Source organism: Granulicella mallensis MP5ACTX8 (genome assembly GCF_000178955.2).
Classification (GTDB): Bacteria; Acidobacteriota; Terriglobia; order Terriglobales; family Acidobacteriaceae; genus Granulicella; species Granulicella mallensis.
The window spans coordinates 2,004,286-2,023,273 of record NC_016631.1 but is presented as its reverse complement, the minus strand read 5'-3'; the positions used below and the strand labels follow the sequence as shown (position 1 = coordinate 2,023,273).

Genomic DNA, 18,988 nt, shown 5'->3' with positions numbered 1-18,988 from the left:
CGTTTCATCCCTCTACCTCGATCCCTTCAAGCGAACCAGCTTCAGTCTGCGATTGTGTCGGCACGCGGCGATCCATAGGCCCGATCAGTAACCAGAACAGCATCGCCACCGCAAAAGCCAATGCCGCAATCCCCATCAACACATGCGGATATCCAAATCGAACGAATAAAATTCCCGCTCCTGCTGTCGTTCCCGATGCAACCACCGCGTTGCAGAACAATGCCCCCGAAGCCGCCGTGCTGCGTTCTTTGTCTGGCACCTTGCTCATCAGCAGGTTGTACAGGCCTGGAGAGCTCATCCATTGCAACGCGGAGAAGCCGAGATAGAACCCCACCGCCGCCTGGCTATTGTGTGTTGCTGCCAGACATAACAGCGTCACGGCTGTAGCAATCTGGGTCACAACGATCCCGGGAACCATCCCCAAACGTTGAAACAGCATAGGTGTCAGCAGCCCAACAAAAAGTTGCACAATCTGGGCCACGGAAAAGATCAGCCCAATGCGCGACATCGGAACATGCAGGTTCTTGGACAGATACACATTGGCAAACGGCGTGAACGCCACCAGCACCACCGTCCATAAAGCCATCGCCGGCAGATACCGCAGCAGGAAGGGGTGCGGCATCCATCGCTTGCGTTGACGCCCCTGAGGTTCCTCCTCCCGCAGAATCGCGGGCATCTCCAGACGCAGCACCGCAGCCAACCCCACCGCGACGATGGCACAGGAAGACAGCAGGATGATCCGTTTCACCTCGACAGGCTGCAACACGAGCCCGGCCATCTTCAGCCACTGCTGCAGGTAGCCGCACACAATACCGCCCAGGGCAGCCGTACCGATGCTCACCGAAAAGATCAGGCTGAAAGCCGAGGCGCGATTGTCCTCTGTCGTAAGCCGTGCCACTGCGGGCAAAAAGCACACGCCCCACAGGCACATCGCCAACCCGCTCAGAAAACCCAGGACCAGCTGTGCGCTCTCCCACACGATCACCACACGCAAAGCGCAAAGCACCGAGGAGGCGATAAAACAAATGATCATCAGCGGACGAATCCCGATCTTCCGCGCCAGCACACCCGCAGGCAGAGTCCCCACCACCGAACCCAGCGTCGCGGCCCCGCCGATCAATCCCATCGCCCGCTCGTTAAAGTGAACGTCCAGCAGGTAGAGATTGAAGAGAAAGACGTAGACCGAAAATCCAAAATCAAAAAAGAACGCGGCCGTAAAAAAGATCCAGAAGCCCCGGCTTAGTTTCTTCTCCCGCAGCCACGCGGCAGGGCTCTTCCAGAAAGGAGTTCCCTTCCTGGCTCCAGCCTGGCTCAGCAACAGTTCCACTATCGTCCCTCCCGGACCAGCCGTTGCAAACGCTCTATGCCCCAGTCCAGATCGGTATAACGAAGCTCAAAGATCTCAGCTTCGAGCAAACGTTCGATCGTCTTATGGTGCTTCTTGCGCATCTCCGGCAGCCCATAAAACATCTGCTGCATGGCATACCGGGCTACGTCCTTGCGATAGGGTCTGAGCTCCGGGGAACCTCCCGTGTGCCTGTTCACAAACACGATGTAATCGACCTGTGCCGTCTGCGCGCAGGACATATGCGGCATCGGCGCTGTGGGCAGCTCAATCGAAGGTTTCCCGGCAGCCCGCGGCGTAATCTCCAGCCCAATCAGCTCTGGAAACAGTTCCGACGTTTCCGGGCGGAAGCGCACTCGATGGCAATCACCTGTCACCATGCGGTCTTCGCGATCGTTGATCAGGTAGCTGCCGTCATCCGCAATGTACGTCCATCCCGCCCGGGCGCACGCATAGGAGAGCGTCGACTTGCCCGCGCCCGAGTCGCCGCACAGCAGTACTCCCTTTCCCTCCAGTGCGACGCACCCCGCATGTACCGGTGTCGTGAATCGTGTGGCAACGTGGGTTATCGGCGTTCCCAGCAAAAAGTAGCCCGCGTACAGTTTGCGTTGGAGCGCCGCACGAGAGATCGTAATCTGCGACTTGGTTCGCTGGAGGTCGCTGATACAGTAGTTGTCCCCGTCCGCAACCCCCAGGAGCAGCGGCTGCATGAACCGGAATGTCGGGGCCGGAGGGCACTCGGTGGAACTGCCCTCCACGACATGAACGTCCGCAAGAATCGGCTCTGTGTCGTGCTGTTTCTCGAACTTCCCCCAGAGATCTTCCATAATCTCCAACACCTCGGCGGAGTTGGTGCTCACCTCGACAGGAAAGCCAAACGGATAAAACATCTTCTTCAGAGAAAGCTCGGGAGCCTCTATGTCATGCCTGGAAAAGTCCAGGGTCTGCGACGCCTCACACGCCGCTTCGATCTCTTGAATCGTCATCATCACCTTGCTCCGCAGTCGATACGACTGAACAGTATTTTCAGAAGGGCTCAGGGCATAGGGCCCAGGGTTCAGAACACAAAGCCTTCTGGGCCCTGAACCCTATGCCCTGGCCCTTTCAATGCCCAATACCCGAACCGCTGCCCGAAAGACCTCCTCCACCTCAATCCTCGTCATGCACGAATCGGATGGCCGCACACACGCCCTTTGTGTGCAGGGATGACAAGGGTAGTCTCCAATGTGGTGGAAGGTTTCGCTCTTCTCGCTCAAAGGACGCCAGACATTCGATTCACCCGGCCCAAACAATGCCAGTACCGGCACATTCATAAGAGCAGCCGCGTGCATGGGCCCGGAGTCCAATCCGATGAAGAGACTGGCCGTTGCCACCGTGTCCAGTAGCCCTTGAAAGTTCGTCGCCACAATTTCAATGGGCTGGTCAAGCCGTTTCGAAAGTTGATGGCATAACTCCCTCTCTCCCGGCCCTGCAATCAGCACTGTTCGCACACCAGGCAGTTGTTGCAGCTCACCGATCAGAGCGGCCCATCGCGCCTCATCCCACCGCCGATAGACCCAGCCGGCCCCGGGATGAAGCACGATCGTTGACTCTCCCTTCGCCGGCGGCTGTACCCTGTGTCTCGAAAGAGCAGGCAGATGCAGCTCAGGCATAAAGCCCAGGAGTGGCTTGAGGGCATTCAGATTTCTGAGGTAGCGATGCTGAACCTCGGGATCATCCAGAGGTTCACTGAGCAACAATCCTCTCAGATGAATATTGGAACCTACATAGGTGGTGTAGCCGATCCTCTGTGTGCAACCCGCCAGCAGCATCAGCGCCTGGCTGCGAATGTCGCCACGAGTATCGATGGCAATGTCGGGACGATAAGCGCGCATCTCGCGGCAACTGCGCAGCACTGTCAGCCATTGAGAGAGAGTTCCGCGTTTGCTGCTTCGGCTGGACCACGGAAAAGGGCCGTGCACAATTCTGTGAATACGCAGGTCGTCCTGGTAGAGGTGCGCGTTCCTGCTATGGCACCAGACGACAATCTTCGCGCCTGGAAAGCGCTCCCGCAGAGGAGCAATCATCACCGCCAGCGATAGAACATCGCCCATCTGAAAAGGCTCTACGAGGACCACCGTAGGCGACGTAATAGCGTGCGAGTCTTTCGAAGATGTGCGAAGCAATACCGGCTTGAGAAGTGCGAGGATACGTTCCAGCACCCGTGAAGCGATAACTTTCCGCTGAGAATATTGCAGCAAAGGTGACTCTCCAAAACTGCTTGTACGAAACCCTGCTACAGAAACCGCCATCCGAAAGAATTCATAGCCCGGCTGCACAACTCAACGTGCCGGCGGAGACTTGACCCAGGCAGGCTGCGGAACCTCATGCGGCCTCGGATGGGTCTGCGGTGGATAAGACCTCAGGCCCAGCAGTTGCAGTGTGATCGAAAACAGGAATGAAGGATTGTTGCGCAGATAACGCCTCCAAAGATGCTTGGGGTCCTGGAGCAGCCGGTGGAACCACTGCAGTCCGCAACGCTTGATCCACTCCGCGCAGTCGGCGATACGGCCCGTATGGAAATCAAAGGCTGCGCCGACTCCAAACATCAGTGTGGTGTTGAGCAGGGGAAGATACCGCTCCATAAAGAGCTCCTGCTTGGGCGTGCTGATGCCGACCCAGATCATATCCGGCTTCAAACGATCTACCTGCTCGATAAGCTCTCGTTCCTGTTCCTCAGAGAGAGGACCGAAGGGAGGCGTATAGGTGCCGACGATCTTTACATGGGGAAAGCGAGCGACAAGCTGATCGCGCAGCTCCCCGGCAATGCCTTCTTTTCCTCCGCAGAAAAAGTGGGTGTAATCGCGGAACTCCTTGCGCTGAATGATCTCCAGCATCAGATCGGGTCCGGTAACGCGCTCCATCTGCAGATAACCCTGATAGTGTCCGACCCACACGGTAGGCATGCCGTCAGGAACCGTCAGCGCAGAGTTCGCCAGCACCCTTGCCATCTCAGGATTGCGCTGCGCCTCCATCACCCCATGCACCCCCGTGAGGCACACATAGCCCTTGCGCCGCGCTTCCAGCTCCTCTGCCACCCGTGCGAGGGCCTGCTGCATATTAACTGCATCGACTCCGATGCCCAATACATTTGCTTTTCTTCTGTGTGGCTGGGCACTCACAAGCGACCTCTTTCCAGGGATGGGACCAGGTGGTTACGGTTCTCGACCACGGACGTGCCGTGAAGGAGATGGGTATAGAGCTGGAGGTAGGCTTCAACAATCCGGGAACTCGAAAAACGTTCCGCCGAGCCGACACGAAACTTCACATCTTTGAGAGCGTTGCGAACCGCAGCGATAAAAGCAGCTTCCGGATAAGGCTGCAGAGAGGCGTAATGGCAATACGCACCCCCTACTTCGCGAAAGGCAGGGATATCGGAGCAGACGACCCGGCAGTGATGCAGCATCGCCTCTATGACCGGAAGCCCGAAGCCCTCAATGCTCGAAAGCGCGAGCAGAAGTTCGCAGTGCGCATAGCACCACTCCATCTCCGCATCTTCAATCCCGTGCAATAAAACAACGTGACGCCCAAGATCGTTGTCATGAATAAAACGCCGGATGAAAGCCGTCTCCGGTCCTTCAATGCCGATAATGACCAGGAGGGTGTTGGGTTTTATGTCGCCATGTTGCAGCAGTTGCTGAAATACCTGCATGCCGAGAACGATGTTCTTGCTGCGGCGATGCTGGGCAACGCAGAGGAAGAATGGCTCGTCCTTCCACCCAGGAATAGGGCTCTGGCTCGCCATGGCGGGGCCGGGATCGACGCAGTTATAGATCGTTGCCGCCTTCAGCCTTGCGACGTCCGGCATATGCATATCGAGCCGCCGGAGCGTGCTCTCCGAGACGCAGGCAACAGCATCCACCGCATGCAGACACTGCTTCAGCAGGATGCGATTGAACATCATCTTCAGAAATCCGAAGTTGTCCGGAAAGTCGTAAGGATAGAGATCGTGCAACGTTACGGCGACCTTGCAACGAAAGGCCGACCGCTTCAACACCATGGGGCAGGACAGGTGAACGATGTCCACGGCAAACTGATTCGCCAGTCCAGGAAGCTCGTTGTAGTACCAGCGGTTGAGGTTGAATGCCTTGCGGCGGACCTCGACCTGATGGATCTTTAGCCTTCCATCGGCAAGCGGCAGCATGGCGCGGAACGCGTCATACTGCCACGAGCCAACTACAAGATGAATCTCGGAGATCTCAGAGCGTGTGAGCTGGCAACGAACCATATTCACGGCATGCCGCGAGACCCCGGAGATATGCTCGGACGCGATGACAGCAGCGATCAGAACTTTCATAGGTCCTCACAGACTGGGTGGAGGCCCGTTGCAGGAAGAGAGGTCTTCGAAGCTCTGAACAGAATGCGAATAAGCGGAAAATACATCAGCAGGGTGATCAGGCCATAGACCAGCCGTGCGATCGCAACGCCGCGAATGCCCGTGCGCGGCAGCAGCCAGGCCATCAAAGCCAGCATGGCAGCGCCGCCCAGCAGGTTGAGCCAGGTAACGGAGCGCACATGGCCCAGCGCCAGCAACGAGTAGTAGCCGGTAACTCCGAGCCCCAGCAGCGCAAAGCTCCACACGATAGGAGCCAGCACCACGGACGCGCTCTGGGCAATCGCCGGACCTACCCAGGCGTTGAGCAACGGACGTCCGAAGAAAAGAACGGCAGCCGTACTGGCAACGATGAAGGCCAGGTTTGCAGCAAAGGCGATCAGAACATTTTTCCTCAGCGCACCCGGCTGTGAGATAGCCTGCCGCGCAGCCAGATACGGAAATAGAAAATGCAATCCGGCGGCGGCGATACCGTAGATAGGCTGTGCCAGTTGCACGCAGAGCGCATAGGAAGTAACGGTGGCTGCGCCCAGAGAAACCCCCAGGATCAACCGGTCTGCCTGGTTGAAGAGCACGGCTGATACAGCCATGAACCAGCTAAAGATTCCGAATTCAAATAAAGCTGAGGTAGCTTGCTTGTCGAAGGCGGGCCACAACGACGAAGCTCCGAGCCGCCGCTTCAGTTGGACAAGCTGCGCCAGCGTTCCCAGCGTCATGAGCACAAAGGTGAAGACCATGATGCTGATCACGCCATAGCCATAGCGTGTGATGACGACCGCAGCCGCGATCGTAACTACTCGTACCAGGATGCTGATGCGCACGGCCTCGCCGTAACGCTCGAAGGCGCGCTGCGTGCTGACACAAACGCTCTCAATAGCGCGCACGAGCATCAGCACACTCGCGATGCGGAGCGACCAGAGACACGCCTGGTACAGGCTTCCGCTCAGCGCTGCCACATGATGCGAGATCAGGGGCACGAAGGCCAGCGAGATCAGGGCGAAGACACAGCCCAGCAGAAGGTTGATGCCGAGCATGCTGCGTACCGCGTGCAGGGTCGCGTCCTTGTTGCCGAGGCTGTTCATGCTGGCGACGTACTGAATATTGGCGTCGCCGAAGCCCGCCGCAATAATGGCTCCTGTACTTACCGCCGCCGTGCAAACGACCCACACTCCGTACTGCGCCACACCGAGATGGTGTAGCAATGCCGGCGCCGCCGCCAGCATGGCGACGGGGTATGCTGCATAGTCCAGCACACCATAAGCGGCATTGGAGAGATGAGCCCTCACTACGGGTTCCTCCGCTCTGGGATGAAACCCGGCGTGCGAGCGCGGATGCTGGCAGCAATCTGCTGGACAAGCACCTTGCGCGGATCGTCGGCAGCTACCTGCTCCCAGGAGTTCTGAAGAATAAGAATGGTCGCCGCGATCCCTACAAAAAATATCGTCAGCAGAAGCATCATCGGCACGCGAGGAGGAAACGACTTCTTCTCCGCCAGCAGCGGCTGTTCGAACACGCTGACGACCGGTGTGTCTTTCGCCTCTTCAATCCTCGCCAGTTCATACTGCTGCGAGAGCAGCTCAAACACAGTCTCCTGAATACGGACATCGCGATAGAGATTGGCATAAGGAACGGCAAGGCGCGGAATCTGCCGCAGCGAGGGATACAGGCTCGAGGTGTTCGGATCGCCCTTCGCGTCCCGCGCAGGAACTTCCGCGCTGCTGCCGCTCATCTTCTGGAGTTCACCCTGCAGATCGGCAATACGCGCTCGTGCGGCCCGTACGCGCACATTGTCATCTCCATAGATCTGCTTCAGGGAGGCCAGTTCAGACTGGCCGACGATCATCTCGGCCTGTAGCTTGGAGCCTGCATCGACCATGGCACGGGTCTGCTCCTTGATGTCGAGCGTAGTGTTGACGCTGGAAAAATCGCTCATCGCCTTTTCCGCTGTCAGCAGCGAATCCTGTACCGTAACCAGCCGCTTCTCGATAAACTCCCGCTCTTGCCGCGCGGAAGAAACACTTGTATGCGTAAGCAGGTTGTTCAGCTCTTCGATATACGCGGCTGCGATTGCGCGGGCGCGCTCCGCGTTGGTGTCGGTGAAGGTAAGAGTCACCACACCGCTCTTCTTGTCCTCTTCCACCTTCGTGTGACGCACAAGGTACTTCACCGTATCGATGCGATAGCGCTTGTGGTACACGTGCTGCAGGTTGAAGCGGTCGATAATACGATCGTTGATCGCGCGGCTATGCAACAGGTCGATGTAGAGAGCGCTCGAGGACTTCGCGCCCAGCAGACTGCCGGCGAGACTGCCCAGACCGCCCAGTCCCCCAAGCGAACGGCCCGCAAGCGCGGCCAGCATCGCCGCACCCGAACTGCCCTGCTCAGGAGGCATAAGCCGCGCCGTGGACTGATATTGCTTTGGGATGGTGAAGGCGATAATTCCGCTCAGGACAAGCGAGACTACCCCCACGCGAAAGAGCGTGCGGCGGCGGGTCCACAGGAACGTGGCGTTGGTAACCCAATTGGCCGTAGGCTTGGTCGCCACAGGGGTCGAGATGTGATCCGTGCTGGACACTAGAAGCTCCTCGGCGCAGGCCGGTATGAGAGTTGTATGGTTGCCGCCAGGTTATGAGTGGGCGTATTTGAAAGAAGAGGAAACCACCAGCGTTCCTCCTGCGCGGTAGCACGCAGTTGCCAGTCCCTCTTGAGCGCAATATCGGCGGAGAGACTGAGATCGAGGAGGTTTCCTCCGTGGAGAAATTGAGCGCTTTGGGTGGCATGGCGAACGCTGGCCTGGAGCGACGAACGCGATGAAAGCCACCAGGTGCTCCAGAGCTGGAATCCATCGGACTCGCGCCCGATCCAGCTCCCCATCAGCTCGCGGTTATTCGTATAGCCGCTGAGATAGTGAACATTGAAGTAATAGAAGCCCGGAAAATAAATTCGGCGCGGCGTGAGAAATCCCTCAACCCGAACGTCCAGGTGCGAGAGATGCGGCACATGCGAAAGATAGAGTCCGGGCGACCAGGCGCTCTTCGACGGGTAGACGAGAGGAAACGGTTCATCGTCGCTAAAGGCATCGATATAACCCGTCAGCCAGTTGCGCAATCCGGGAAGGCGGTACTGTGCGTCGATCGCGACGCGCCTGTCACCCGGATCGGTCTGGCCATTGGCCGTACTGCCGGAGAAGAGGCTGCTCAGGAAACTGTGCGTCGTAAATGGAGCACCCATCCCCGCGAAGATCGTAGTTCGCGAGACGCTGAACTCAAAGTCCGGCGTGGGCTTGAACGAGACCTTCTCTCCATGGATATAAGGCTGATCCCTGAAGGACACACCAGACTGCCCGACAGACACTCCGTCGACATCGATAAACTGTTGGCCTGTAAGCCGTCCCACAAATGCCTGGAAGCGAATCGGGCCGAGGAGCCGGCCAGGACCTGGAATCTCAAAGGGCCGCACACGGTCGTAGCGCAGCATCGTCAGCGGCGCGGCATTGTTGCTCATCAATAGCGGACCGCCGTTGCCCGGGCCCCACCAGAGACTCTGCTTGCCGAAGGTGAATTGATTGTTGTGCAACGTATAGGAGACATACGCCTCGATCACCCTGCCGCCCGTAAAGCCGGTGTGCGGTCCAAGCGCAGCCGTAGGAGTAAAGTCGGCCGCGGCAATCGCTGCATCCGCCGTCGCCGGGGCCTGCGGCGCCAGCGCACTCTGTTGCACCTCAGCCCGAATGTACGCGGCGAAAGGCCCGTAGGTCGCACGCGCCGTAAGACCGGAGTAGGAGTTTTCGCCCTTGCCGTAAGCGCGTCCATAGTCGTTCACGATGGTCTGTGCGGTATGAAAACCGTCCGTCAACGGCGTGCCGTGAATCGTCGTACTGCGAAAGTCGATGGACTCGATGCGAGCTTCCCTATTGCGCTCACCGTCCTGCCGCCGAAGTTCGGGCGCGAACTCCAGAGACAGGTCCTTCATCAGACCGAGGATCTGCGGATCGATCTGCTCTTCAAATCCTGCATCGGAGCGCTGTTCCTGGGCTTCGACGATCAGCCGTGCAAAGTCCATACGCGTCCAGGGACGCAATCCCACAAACGCGGTCTGAATATATCCCGCGGCCGCCAGCCGATCGACAGCCGAGTAAACCCAGCTCTCGATCGGCATGTAGGTGGACGCCATGCCCGACGCCTCCATCTCTCCACCTGAAGGCGCAGCGGGCTGGACGCGGGTTTGCGCCTGGCCTTGCAGCAACGGGATGAGAGTGAGTAGAAGCATCGTAAGCCTGCGCATCATGAGTTAGAGAAGCCCTGCAACCGCCGCCGTAATGGCAATGGAGGAACTAAGTTGAGCGACCGTGAGTAAGTTCTGCCAGAAGATGGAGCTGCCAATGACCTTCTGCGGGACAACGATGATGTCGCCGGGATTGAGGTGCGTGGAAAGAACGTTGCCGGAGTACCACTCACCCGAGTGCTTGCCGATGACGATTCCATTCGCGCGAATGATGAAGATCTCGCTCTTGTTGGCAACTCCGTTCACACCACCAGCCCGACGGAGATACCAACTGGCTTCCTTGCCGGGAACGAAGGTAATCGCTGAGCCGTTGTAGACCTGGCCGGTGACCAGCACGAAGCCGGGCCGCTTGGGCACACTCAGCACATCGCCGCGGCGCATCTCGATATCGTCCGGAGTATTAGCCCAGCTATCGATATCGGCGCTGACATGGATGACCATGCGGCCGATCACAGGCTGCGTGCGCAACTGCTTCAGGATCTCTGCCTGCTGCGCTTGAGCAGCCTGCAGGAGCGGTCCCTGGTTCTGCGGATTGAGGCTGGTAGGAACACGCGCCGCGACCGACTGCGACTCGATCTGGCGGATGAGCTCATCTCTGCTCTTCTCCTCCAGCTCCTTGACCCCTGTGCGTATGAGCACCGCACCATCCGGATAAGCCGTAGTGCGGAAGCCGCCTGCGCGACGCAGAACAGAGCTCAGTCGTTCGCCCTCCTGCAGACCATAGCTTCCGGGATAGGTGACCTCTCCCCCGAGCTTGATGGAAGAGCCGATGTCACTCCATCCGGAGATCTGATGAATGGTCAGAATGTCGCCAGGCTTCAAGGAAACATCCGCACTGCGGTCATTGCCCTGCACCGCTGCCCCAATGCCGATGGCCGTACGATCGCTGACGACCTTCTTGCCACCCTGAATGGTGTAGCTCGTAAGATCGGCCGACTCAAGCAGAGCATCACGCTTGAATCCACCGGCCATCTTCACCAGTTGGGCCGCCGTCATGCCCTCGGAGAGGGCATATTGACCGGGGCGCAGAACCTCGCCGCGAATCACCACCTGGGGAGAGTCAACCTCATATCGTCCGAAGATCCGAATCGTATCGAAGGGCTGCAGCGTCAGGGTGGAGTTCCCGATCATGGCATCGGCTACATCGAACTCGATCGTCTCCGCATGGAGATCCGGCGGAACCAGGCGAATGACATCACCCTTCGCCGCGGGCTCCGGCAGCAAGTCCTGATAGCTGTGGATCACGTCGCCGAGCTTCATGCCGTCGCGATAGGGATACTTCCCAGGACGAACGACATGTCCCTCTACATAGATCGCGTGTTCGCTGTACGGAAGAATCGCGCCAACGTGAATGCGATCTCCATCCTTGACGTGAAAATCAGTGATGCCCTGGCGCGAAGCTTCGGGTGTATTCGAAGTACCCGCAGCGGCCGGGTCGAGCGTGATGGTCTCGCGCTCCTGGTTTGGCTTGATGCGTTCAACCGTGATGTGGTCGAGAGCCGCCGCCACGGTAGCGCCGCCTGCGTCGTCCAGCATCTCCGCCAGCGTGGAATCAGGCTTCGCGCCATCAGCGGCGATCTTCATTTCGTAGATCGCAGGGCGCTTCACCATGCCGTAGATAGCGACCTCGGCTCCTGCAGGAGGGATCAGCAGCGTATCGCCTGACTCCAGCCGCTCACCATCGATTCGCACGCCATGCAGCAGGAAGTCATAGAGGTCGACGTCATTGACCAGCTTCCCACCACGGTAGTGGCGCACCGTACGCAGAGAGCCTACAGAGGTCGGCCCACCCGCTGCATACAAAGCATTCAGAGGCGTCGAGAGCGAACTCAGGTCATAAGCGCCAGGCCGCTGTACATCGCCGACAACATAGACCCTCAGCGTGCGCAGACGCGCAACAGTCACATCGATGCGCGCGTCGCGGAACTGACTCTTCAACGCGCTCTGAATCGTGGCCTGCGCGTGCTCCAGTGTCATGCCGGCGACGACAAGCGCTCCGGCTTCCGGCAGGATGATCTTGCCTTCGCGATCGACAACGCGCGTAAGGCTCTGCGAGAGACCGCCCCAGAGATTGATCGTGAGCCCATCGCCCGGGCCGAGCACATAGTCAGGACCTACGGGAAGGTCGAGCGGCACCGTGGTCTGGCCGCCGCTCGCACGCATGGCAGTCGAATTGGCGCGGTTGAGAAACACATCGGAGCCGAAGCGCCTGAGCTTCGTATCATCCTGCGGGATCTGCGTGTAAAGATCGCGCATGGCGAGAAGGTTGTAGGGTGCGGGAACGCGAAGAACCGCCGGCGCATCGGTAATATTGCGACGCCTGTCGAGTGGGCTGGTCCTTTGCGCCATCGTAGGCGCAGAGCTTGTACTGCTGGGGAAAGAAGAAGTACTGTCCGTCGTCGGGCTCGTTGGGAAGGCGCCACTCCCAAGACCTGCTCCGGGCAACGTGGCAAGCGAGTCGAGCCCAGGAGTGGAGCGCTGATCGACATCCGCGCCCGCCAGCGAACGATGCAGATCGTCCTGCGAGATATAGCCGCGCGAAAGCATCCACTGCGTAATGCTCGCGCGCAGACTGGCGCTGGTGGCAATCTGCCGGTACAGCATATCGTCCGTGATCGAATCGGCCTGAACCGCGGTTCCCTGCAGCTGCAGTTGATCGGCGATCAACTGCTTCAGCTCCGGAACCAGCTCCGGCCGCTGCTGAAGAATGTCGTCGATCTCGGCAGCCGTCAGAGAGTCATGCGAAGTAAGACTGCTGCTGGAGCCCAGGCCTGCACTGAGATCCGTGTTCGAAGCTCCCATCGTGCTCTGGGTATCGATAGAGTCGGAGTCCGTAGAGTCCGAAGAAGAAGCGGAGGCAGAAGATCCCAGACCCAGACCCAATCCCAAACCCGCACCCGTCGAAGAAGAGGAAGAGGACGATCCCGCCGTACCCTCCGTGGGTGGCGCGCCGGTCGGTGTGGAGGGCTGCTGTTGAGCCTGCAGCAAGCCGCACATTGCGGCAAACACGGTTAGGCACAGCATCAGGTTGCGGCTGCGGCGTACCCATCGAACTGTCGTTTGCTTCGTCATAGGATCAACTTTTGAGATCAGGATGCGATCGAGAATCAGAACCCGCGGGGATGGCTGCTACAGCAGCCATCCCCGCCTTTGTTGGTTAGTGCGAATACATCTCAGGCTCGCCGGCACTTCCGGCAGGCGGCAGATGGCGAAGAAAGAGGACGATGGACCAGATCTCGTCGTCGCTGAGCGTGCCCTTGGAAGCAGGCATGCCAGAGGGAGAGAGACCGTTGTCGATGACCCACTTCAACTGCCCGTCGGTGTAGCTCTGGACCTCAGGCGCAGTCAGTGGAGGAAGCGGAGGCGACATTCTGTCCGCGAATGGAACACCGGTGTTTTGTCCATCCATTCCGTGGCAGGCAACGCAATAGTGCCCAAAGGCTTCCTTGCCGGTCGCAAGATTGTCGGCCGTGTAAGGAATGGGGTTCTTCTCGGACTTATTGCCCACCGTCACGTGATGCTTGGTGGCCACAACGATGTTCTTTTCCAGCTTCGACGGCGTACCAACCTTGCAGCCGCCAACCAGGGACACAGCGCCCAGAAGCGCTGTGCCCGACAAAGCGATAGAGAGAAGTCGCCGCATGATTACTCCGTCACGTGCAGCGTCATCTTCATGCCGCCGTGGCCCGATCCGCAGAACACAGAGCACTGCCCGACAAACGTGCCCACCTGCGTCGGGGTGAAGTTGATCTCTTTGGTCTCACCCTTCTTGGAAGCGACCACGAGGTCGAGTTCCTTGAACTTGACGCCGTGCGATACATCCTGGCTGGTGAAGGCAATGACAACCGGAACACCCTTCTTGAGGGTGATATCCCCGGGGGTGAAGTCAAAGCGCTTGGCAACGATCTCGATGCGGCGGGGAGCTTCCTGCGCATTGGAACGATGCGCAAAGAAGAGGACGGTGGCGAGTATGGCAAGGACAAACGATGACGTTAAGGCCTTGAATTTCATGAGTTGCTCTCTCCTGTGTTGGGTCGCTTAGGTACAAACTGGGCTTGCAACCTCAAGCTAACAATCCGCACAGAGGGGAGTGTCAGGGCACTGTCATCTAAATGTCATTGGTTTGTAAGCGCTCCTGCAAAGCGGCGAGTCGCCGGTCCCCCCAAACAGGTCGCATCACTCAACCCGCGATGCTTCAGCATCGTGGGGAAGATGAAAAGGAAGTGCCTGAATGCAACGAGAGTCTTGATCTTTAGGGCCAACGGCCCGTTTCATACCAGCCTGGGGCAAAGCAAACCCGAACGAGCACGCGATAGCGTGTTGGTTCGGGGCGCGTCGCCCCAGGTTAGGCGCAGGAGAAGAAGTTGAGGGCTGTAAGCCCGACTCATCGTGCAGGCACTATGAATCGGGCCTACAGCCCTCTGCTTTCCGTATGGCCTGTACCTGGGGCTACGCTTGCGGCGAGCGAAAAACCGCTCGCTGCTGCGCTCCACCCCAGGCTGGTATGAAACGGGCCCTTGGCCCTAAGGATCAAATAGCTACCCCCTGCCGCAAACCTCTCCCCACTTTCACAGGATTTTGCGCCTATAGATGCTATTCTTCCCGGAAACAGTGTCTGAGGGTTTTTCGTTCCAAGAGGTGAGGTTGGATGGCGTCACAGGATTGGCATATACCGGAAACAGCAGCCCGGGCTTCTATCTCAGCTTATGAACTTCGTCCGCTCTCGGTCGGAGAAGTCCTGGACCGCACCTTTTCGATCTACCGGTCAAGGTTCTGGTTATTCGCCGGAATCTCCGCCCTGTCGGGATCAGTGGAATTGATCACCCAGGGACTGGGATTACTCATCCATCATCTGTTATTGGTCCGGTATGGCCGCAGCGTGGCGCTGGTTGGGACCCAGATCGTCAACATCGTGTCGATCTTCATCTTCCTTCTAGCGACAGCGGTAACGCAGGCAGCCACAGTCTATGCTCTCAGCGAGGTCTACCTGGGACGAATCGCGACCGTCGGCCTATCGCTCAAGGGCACAATTGGACAGTGGTATAGATACCTGGGAATCGCCCTGTGGCAGACGGGAAGCATGATCTGGGTCGGCTTGCTGCTGGCGATACCCGCGATCGTACTCTTCGCGATGAAGCTGAGTTCCTTCTACTGGTTGGCCTTCCTGCTGGCGTTCCTGGCAGGCCTCGGCGGTCTGGCCTATGGCATCTATGCCTACCTTCGGAACTCGCTGGGTGTGCAGATCGCTGTGATCGAGCAGGCGACGGTACGGTCGTCAATGCGCAGGAGCAAATTTCTTTCCACCGGCGCCAAGGGCCGCGTCTTTCTTGTCCTGCTGATTGCAGCAGGATTGTTCTGGGTAGCAGGCATGATTCAGTTTCCCTTCCTGATCCTTATCGGGCGCTCCCCGCTGGAAGAACATGTACTGGCACAGGGCGCGATCCTTCTGGTGAGCTTCTTCGCCCACACCCTGGTCTCTCCCGTGGCAATGATCGGGCTGTCTCTGGTCTACTTCGATCAACGGGTGCGCAAGGAAGCCTTCGACCTGCTGATGCTCCTGGGACCGGAGACCGCGCCGCAGCAGGCCGTCGTGACGGAGGCAGTCTATCCAGTGGTCGCGTCTCCTCAGGCAGAAGTGGCCTATCCTCAAACAATGTCCGTAACAGATAACGTTGCGCCGGCCCCTCCGGCAACAGTCATAAGCGAAGAGGATGCGGGCCAAACTGGCGATGCAACGAAACTCTAGAAATCTAACCAGGAACGCGGCTTTCGCAGTAACGCTGGCACTTTGCGCGACCACAGCGCTTGCCGCCCCTGCGCTCAGAAGCGTCTCTCCGGCACAGCTTCGTACCGATATCTCGCAGCTTCAGAGCCTGGTCTCCGCCTGCGCGTCGCAGTCAGCCTCGTGCGACAACGCCAAGGTCGTGAGCGACGAACAGATCGGCGATCCTGCCCATCCCGGCGGCTTTGAGATGCATTGGGACTGGCTGCGAACCGCCCTCAACGACGCAAAGACCGCCAAGCCGGAAAGCCGTAAAGTTCTACTGCACGATGCCGCCGCTCAACTCGACGAGCTGGCACAGGACGAAACCTCCCCGAACGGCACCGCTACAAACGAGTTCGACAAAGCCCGCACGCAGGCCAACAACATACTTTCCAGGCCGGAGTTCCAGGGAGACGACGGGCCTACCTGGTGGGAGCGCCAGAAGACCAAGCTGCTCTACGGGCTGGAACGCATCTTTGAAGGCGTCTCCCGCATCGGCTCCGCCGCCCCCTGGCTCGGCACGCTGCTGGAGTGGCTGCTGTTTACCTCAGCAGCAGGCCTGCTGCTCTTCTTCGTGCTCCGAGGTCTGGCGCGGCAGAGGCTGCGCGTCGCCCTGGGCGAGGGCGCGACAAAAGCCACAGCCTGGGACCGCGAAGCCACCGACTGGGCAAAGATGGCCGAAGCCCACGCCGCCAAACACGAGTGGCGCGAGGCCGTGCACTGCCTCTACTGGGCCGCGATCGTGTCGCTGGAATCGCGCCGCGCCTGGACGCACAACCCCACGCGCACTCCCAGAGAGTACGTTCGTCTGCTGAAGCCGGGGTCCCCACAGCAGCAGGGACTTCGCGGGCTGACCCAGATCTTCGAACGCGTCTGGTACGGCCTTCGCGAGGCCGACGGCGAAGAATACAGCCGCGTCCGCGCGCTCTACGACAACCTTGCCGCCAACGAGATCGGTCCCTCCGCCGCAACTCCCGGGGAGGCCGCATGAACCTGGGCGAAGGCAAGAGCGACCGCAAGCTGCTGCTGATCCTCACCGGAATCATGGTGGTGCTGATCGCGGGAGTCAGCATCCTGTCGCCCACCGCCGCGGACAAAGACCCGCGTCCGACCAGCTACAACGCCGCTCCTGGCGGAGCCAAAGCAGCCTACCTGATCCTCGAAGATCTCGCGCACTCCCAGGGACGTTCCATCTCGCGCTGGAAGCAGCCCCTGCATGAGCTGTCCAATCTGCAGGCCGACCGCACAACACTGATCCTGGCGGAGCCGCGCTATGCCGCGACCGATAGAAATACGTTTGCTGCGGATATCAAAAGCTTTCTGGAGCACGGCGGGCGCGTTCTCACCACCGACTCCGCCGGTGCTCTGCTGCTGCCGGGCGGTGCCGTCAAGCCTCGCGGCATGTTGCGTGGAGGATTGTGCGAAAGTACTCCCGAAGGCCCCGGAGCGCTTGCCCGCAGCGGTCAGGTAGAGTTCGACGAGCACGATCAATGGGACGGCGAAGGACCGCAGTATCGCGTGCAGCAACGCTGCGGCGCTGACGCCGTCGTCGTGAGCTACGCCGTCGGCAAAGGCGAGGCCCTATGGTGGACCTCCGCCTCGCCGCTGAGCAACAGCGGGCTCAAGCACGATGCCAATCTGCGGCTGCTGCTGGCCAGCGTCGGTGAGGGGCGCGATATGGTCTTCGACGAATCGCTGCACGAAGAGATCATTCCCTCCCTGTGGGACACGGCCAAGGGCCTTCCCTTGGGCTGGCTTTCCTTACAGGCGATAGCCCTGTTCGTCCTGCTGGTGTTGAGTTTCAGCCGCAGGCGCGGTCCACTGCGGATGCCGGTAACTCTCCCGCGCAGTTCGCCGGTGGAGTTCGCCGAGTCCATGGGCGATCTCTACGAAAAAGGCCGGGCCACCAGTGCGGCAACCGAAGCCGCTCGCCGCAGACTGCTGCGCTTACTGACGCGTGAGGCCGGAGTCTCACAGGCTGCGGTACAGCAAGGCCCGGAGGCCATCGCCGAGGCATTGCAGACGCGCCTCGGAAACGAGGTCAAAACTTTAGCGGCGACGATTGCCGCACATCTGCGCGATGCCGAAGACGTGCGGCGAACATCCATCTCGGCCCACAGCGCCCTGACACTGGTTCAGGCTCTAAACGGAGACGCCGAAGCCGTACGGGCGAAGCTCCGAGTCGGAGAGCGGGCGATCGCATGAACAGAATCAAGATGCAATTTAAAGAATTTCGTACACGGAGACCGGAATGAGCGGAAACGGCATGGGCGTAGCGGCAACCACAGAGTTGTTCACACGAGGGCAGGAGCAGATCGGGCGCGTGATCGCCGGCCAGCAGGAGGCCGTCGCACAGGCGCTGTTGACGATGCTGTGCGGAGGCCATGCACTGATCGAAGGCGTCCCCGGCGTAGCCAAGACGCTGGCCGTAAAGACGCTGGCGCGCTTCCTCGGTCTCGAATTCCGGCGCGTGCAGGGAACGCCCGACATGATGCCCGCCGACATTCTGGGCACCAACGTCTTCTCTCCCAAGACCGGCGACTTCGGCTTCCACAAGGGCCCCGTCTTCACGCAGTTCCTGTTGACCGACGAGATCAACCGCATGCCGCCTCGCACGCAGGCTGCGCTGCTGGAGTCCATGGAAGAGCGTCAGGTCACCGCCGACGGCGAGCGGCACCAGTTGGACGAGTGCTTCACCGTCTTCGCCACCCAGAATCCCGTCGAGTTCGAAGGCACCTATCCCCTACCTGAGGCACAGCTCGATCGCTTCCTGCTGAAGATCAAAGTCGAGTACCCGGAACTGGCCGACGAACGCACCGTCCTCGAACGGCACCACGCGGCACACACCGGCACAGGACTCTCCGACATCGCCATCGAGCCGATCCCCTTCGAGCTGCTAGCCGCCGCGCGGCGGGAGATCCGCTCCGTGCAGGTGGAGGGAGCGATCTTCGACTATCTCCTCGCCCTGGTACGGCGCACCCGCGAGTGGCCGTCCCTCGCCCTGGGCGCAAGCCCCCGTGCCAGCGCCAGCCTGCTGCTGGTAGCCAAAGCTTTCGCAGCCCGCGAAGGCCGCGACTTCGTCATCCCCGACGACGTAAAAGAAGCCGCCATCCCCGTCCTGCGCCACCGCCTTACACTAAGGCCCGAAGCCGAACTGGAAGGCTTCGACACCGACCGCGTCGTAAGAGACGTGCTAGCCGCAACCCAGGTTCCGAAGTAGAAA

The 18,988-nt window shown here is 59.6% G+C and carries 15 protein-coding genes; 4 read left to right on the top strand and 11 right to left on the bottom strand.

Annotated elements, in window-relative coordinates; all coding sequences use genetic code 11:
* Positions 1-4: 4 nt before the first annotated feature.
* From ACIX8_RS08580 to ACIX8_RS08530, 11 genes are all read right to left on the bottom strand, one after another.
* A complete protein-coding gene (locus ACIX8_RS08580; protein WP_014264945.1) occupies positions 5-1,327 on the bottom strand; it encodes an MFS transporter in 1,323 nt (440 codons plus the stop codon).
* The gene (locus ACIX8_RS08575; RefSeq protein WP_014264944.1) at positions 1,327-2,334 is read right to left on the bottom strand and encodes an HPr kinase/phosphorylase; all 1,008 of its coding nucleotides are present in this window, start codon (positions 2,332-2,334) and stop codon (positions 1,327-1,329) included. The genes ACIX8_RS08580 and ACIX8_RS08575 overlap by 1 nt, the downstream gene beginning before the upstream one ends.
* Positions 2,335-2,433: 99 nt before the next feature.
* The gene (locus ACIX8_RS08570; RefSeq protein WP_014264943.1) at positions 2,434-3,585 is read right to left on the bottom strand and encodes a glycosyltransferase family 9 protein; all 1,152 of its coding nucleotides are present in this window, start codon (positions 3,583-3,585) and stop codon (positions 2,434-2,436) included.
* An 81-nt stretch (positions 3,586-3,666) separates the two neighbouring features.
* Positions 3,667-4,443 (bottom strand): WecB/TagA/CpsF family glycosyltransferase, encoded by a 777-nt coding sequence (locus tag ACIX8_RS08565; protein ID WP_150110536.1) that lies wholly within the window; start codon positions 4,441-4,443, stop codon positions 3,667-3,669.
* A 59-nt stretch (positions 4,444-4,502) separates the two neighbouring features.
* A complete protein-coding gene (locus ACIX8_RS08560; protein ID WP_014264941.1) occupies positions 4,503-5,681 on the bottom strand; it encodes a glycosyltransferase family 4 protein in 1,179 nt (392 codons plus the stop codon).
* Complete coding sequence (locus ACIX8_RS08555; protein ID WP_014264940.1) at positions 5,678-7,003, bottom strand: oligosaccharide flippase family protein; 1,326 nt, start codon at positions 7,001-7,003, stop codon at positions 5,678-5,680. The genes ACIX8_RS08560 and ACIX8_RS08555 overlap by 4 nt, the downstream gene beginning before the upstream one ends.
* Positions 7,003-8,292 (bottom strand): Wzz/FepE/Etk N-terminal domain-containing protein, encoded by a 1,290-nt coding sequence (locus tag ACIX8_RS08550; RefSeq protein ID WP_014264939.1) that lies wholly within the window; start codon positions 8,290-8,292, stop codon positions 7,003-7,005. The genes ACIX8_RS08555 and ACIX8_RS08550 overlap by 1 nt, the downstream gene beginning before the upstream one ends.
* Positions 8,292-9,986 (bottom strand): capsule assembly Wzi family protein, encoded by a 1,695-nt coding sequence (locus tag ACIX8_RS08545; protein WP_014264938.1) that lies wholly within the window; start codon positions 9,984-9,986, stop codon positions 8,292-8,294. The genes ACIX8_RS08550 and ACIX8_RS08545 overlap by 1 nt, the downstream gene beginning before the upstream one ends.
* A 21-nt stretch (positions 9,987-10,007) precedes the next feature.
* Positions 10,008-13,073 carry an SLBB domain-containing protein gene (locus ACIX8_RS08540; RefSeq protein ID WP_014264937.1) on the bottom strand — a complete coding sequence of 1,022 codons (3,066 nt, stop codon included), beginning with the start codon at positions 13,071-13,073 and terminating at the stop codon, positions 10,008-10,010.
* 85 nt (positions 13,074-13,158) lie between these two features.
* A complete protein-coding gene (locus tag ACIX8_RS08535) occupies positions 13,159-13,644 on the bottom strand; it encodes a c-type cytochrome (protein ID WP_014264936.1) in 486 nt (161 codons plus the stop codon).
* Between the two features lie 2 nt (positions 13,645-13,646).
* The gene (locus ACIX8_RS08530) at positions 13,647-14,012 is read right to left on the bottom strand and encodes a cupredoxin domain-containing protein (protein WP_014264935.1); all 366 of its coding nucleotides are present in this window, start codon (positions 14,010-14,012) and stop codon (positions 13,647-13,649) included.
* Between the two features lie 637 nt (positions 14,013-14,649).
* Here ACIX8_RS08530 and ACIX8_RS08525 point away from each other — a divergent pair.
* The 4 genes from ACIX8_RS08525 to ACIX8_RS08510 are packed head-to-tail and all read left to right on the top strand — an operon-like array spanning position 14,650 to position 18,985.
* Positions 14,650-15,747 carry a hypothetical protein gene (locus ACIX8_RS08525; protein WP_014264934.1) on the top strand — a complete coding sequence of 366 codons (1,098 nt, stop codon included), beginning with the start codon at positions 14,650-14,652 and terminating at the stop codon, positions 15,745-15,747.
* Positions 15,731-16,756, top strand: a complete 1,026-nt coding sequence (locus ACIX8_RS08520; protein WP_014264933.1) for a DUF4129 domain-containing protein — start codon at positions 15,731-15,733, stop codon at positions 16,754-16,756. Before ACIX8_RS08525 ends, ACIX8_RS08520 begins: the two co-directional genes overlap by 17 nt.
* Positions 16,753-17,970, top strand: a complete 1,218-nt coding sequence (locus tag ACIX8_RS08515) for a DUF4350 domain-containing protein (RefSeq protein ID WP_014264932.1) — start codon at positions 16,753-16,755, stop codon at positions 17,968-17,970. Before ACIX8_RS08520 ends, ACIX8_RS08515 begins: the two co-directional genes overlap by 4 nt.
* A gap of 46 nt (positions 17,971-18,016) precedes the next feature.
* Positions 18,017-18,985 (top strand): AAA family ATPase, encoded by a 969-nt coding sequence (locus ACIX8_RS08510; RefSeq protein WP_014264931.1) that lies wholly within the window; start codon positions 18,017-18,019, stop codon positions 18,983-18,985.
* Positions 18,986-18,988: the final 3 nt, after the last annotated feature.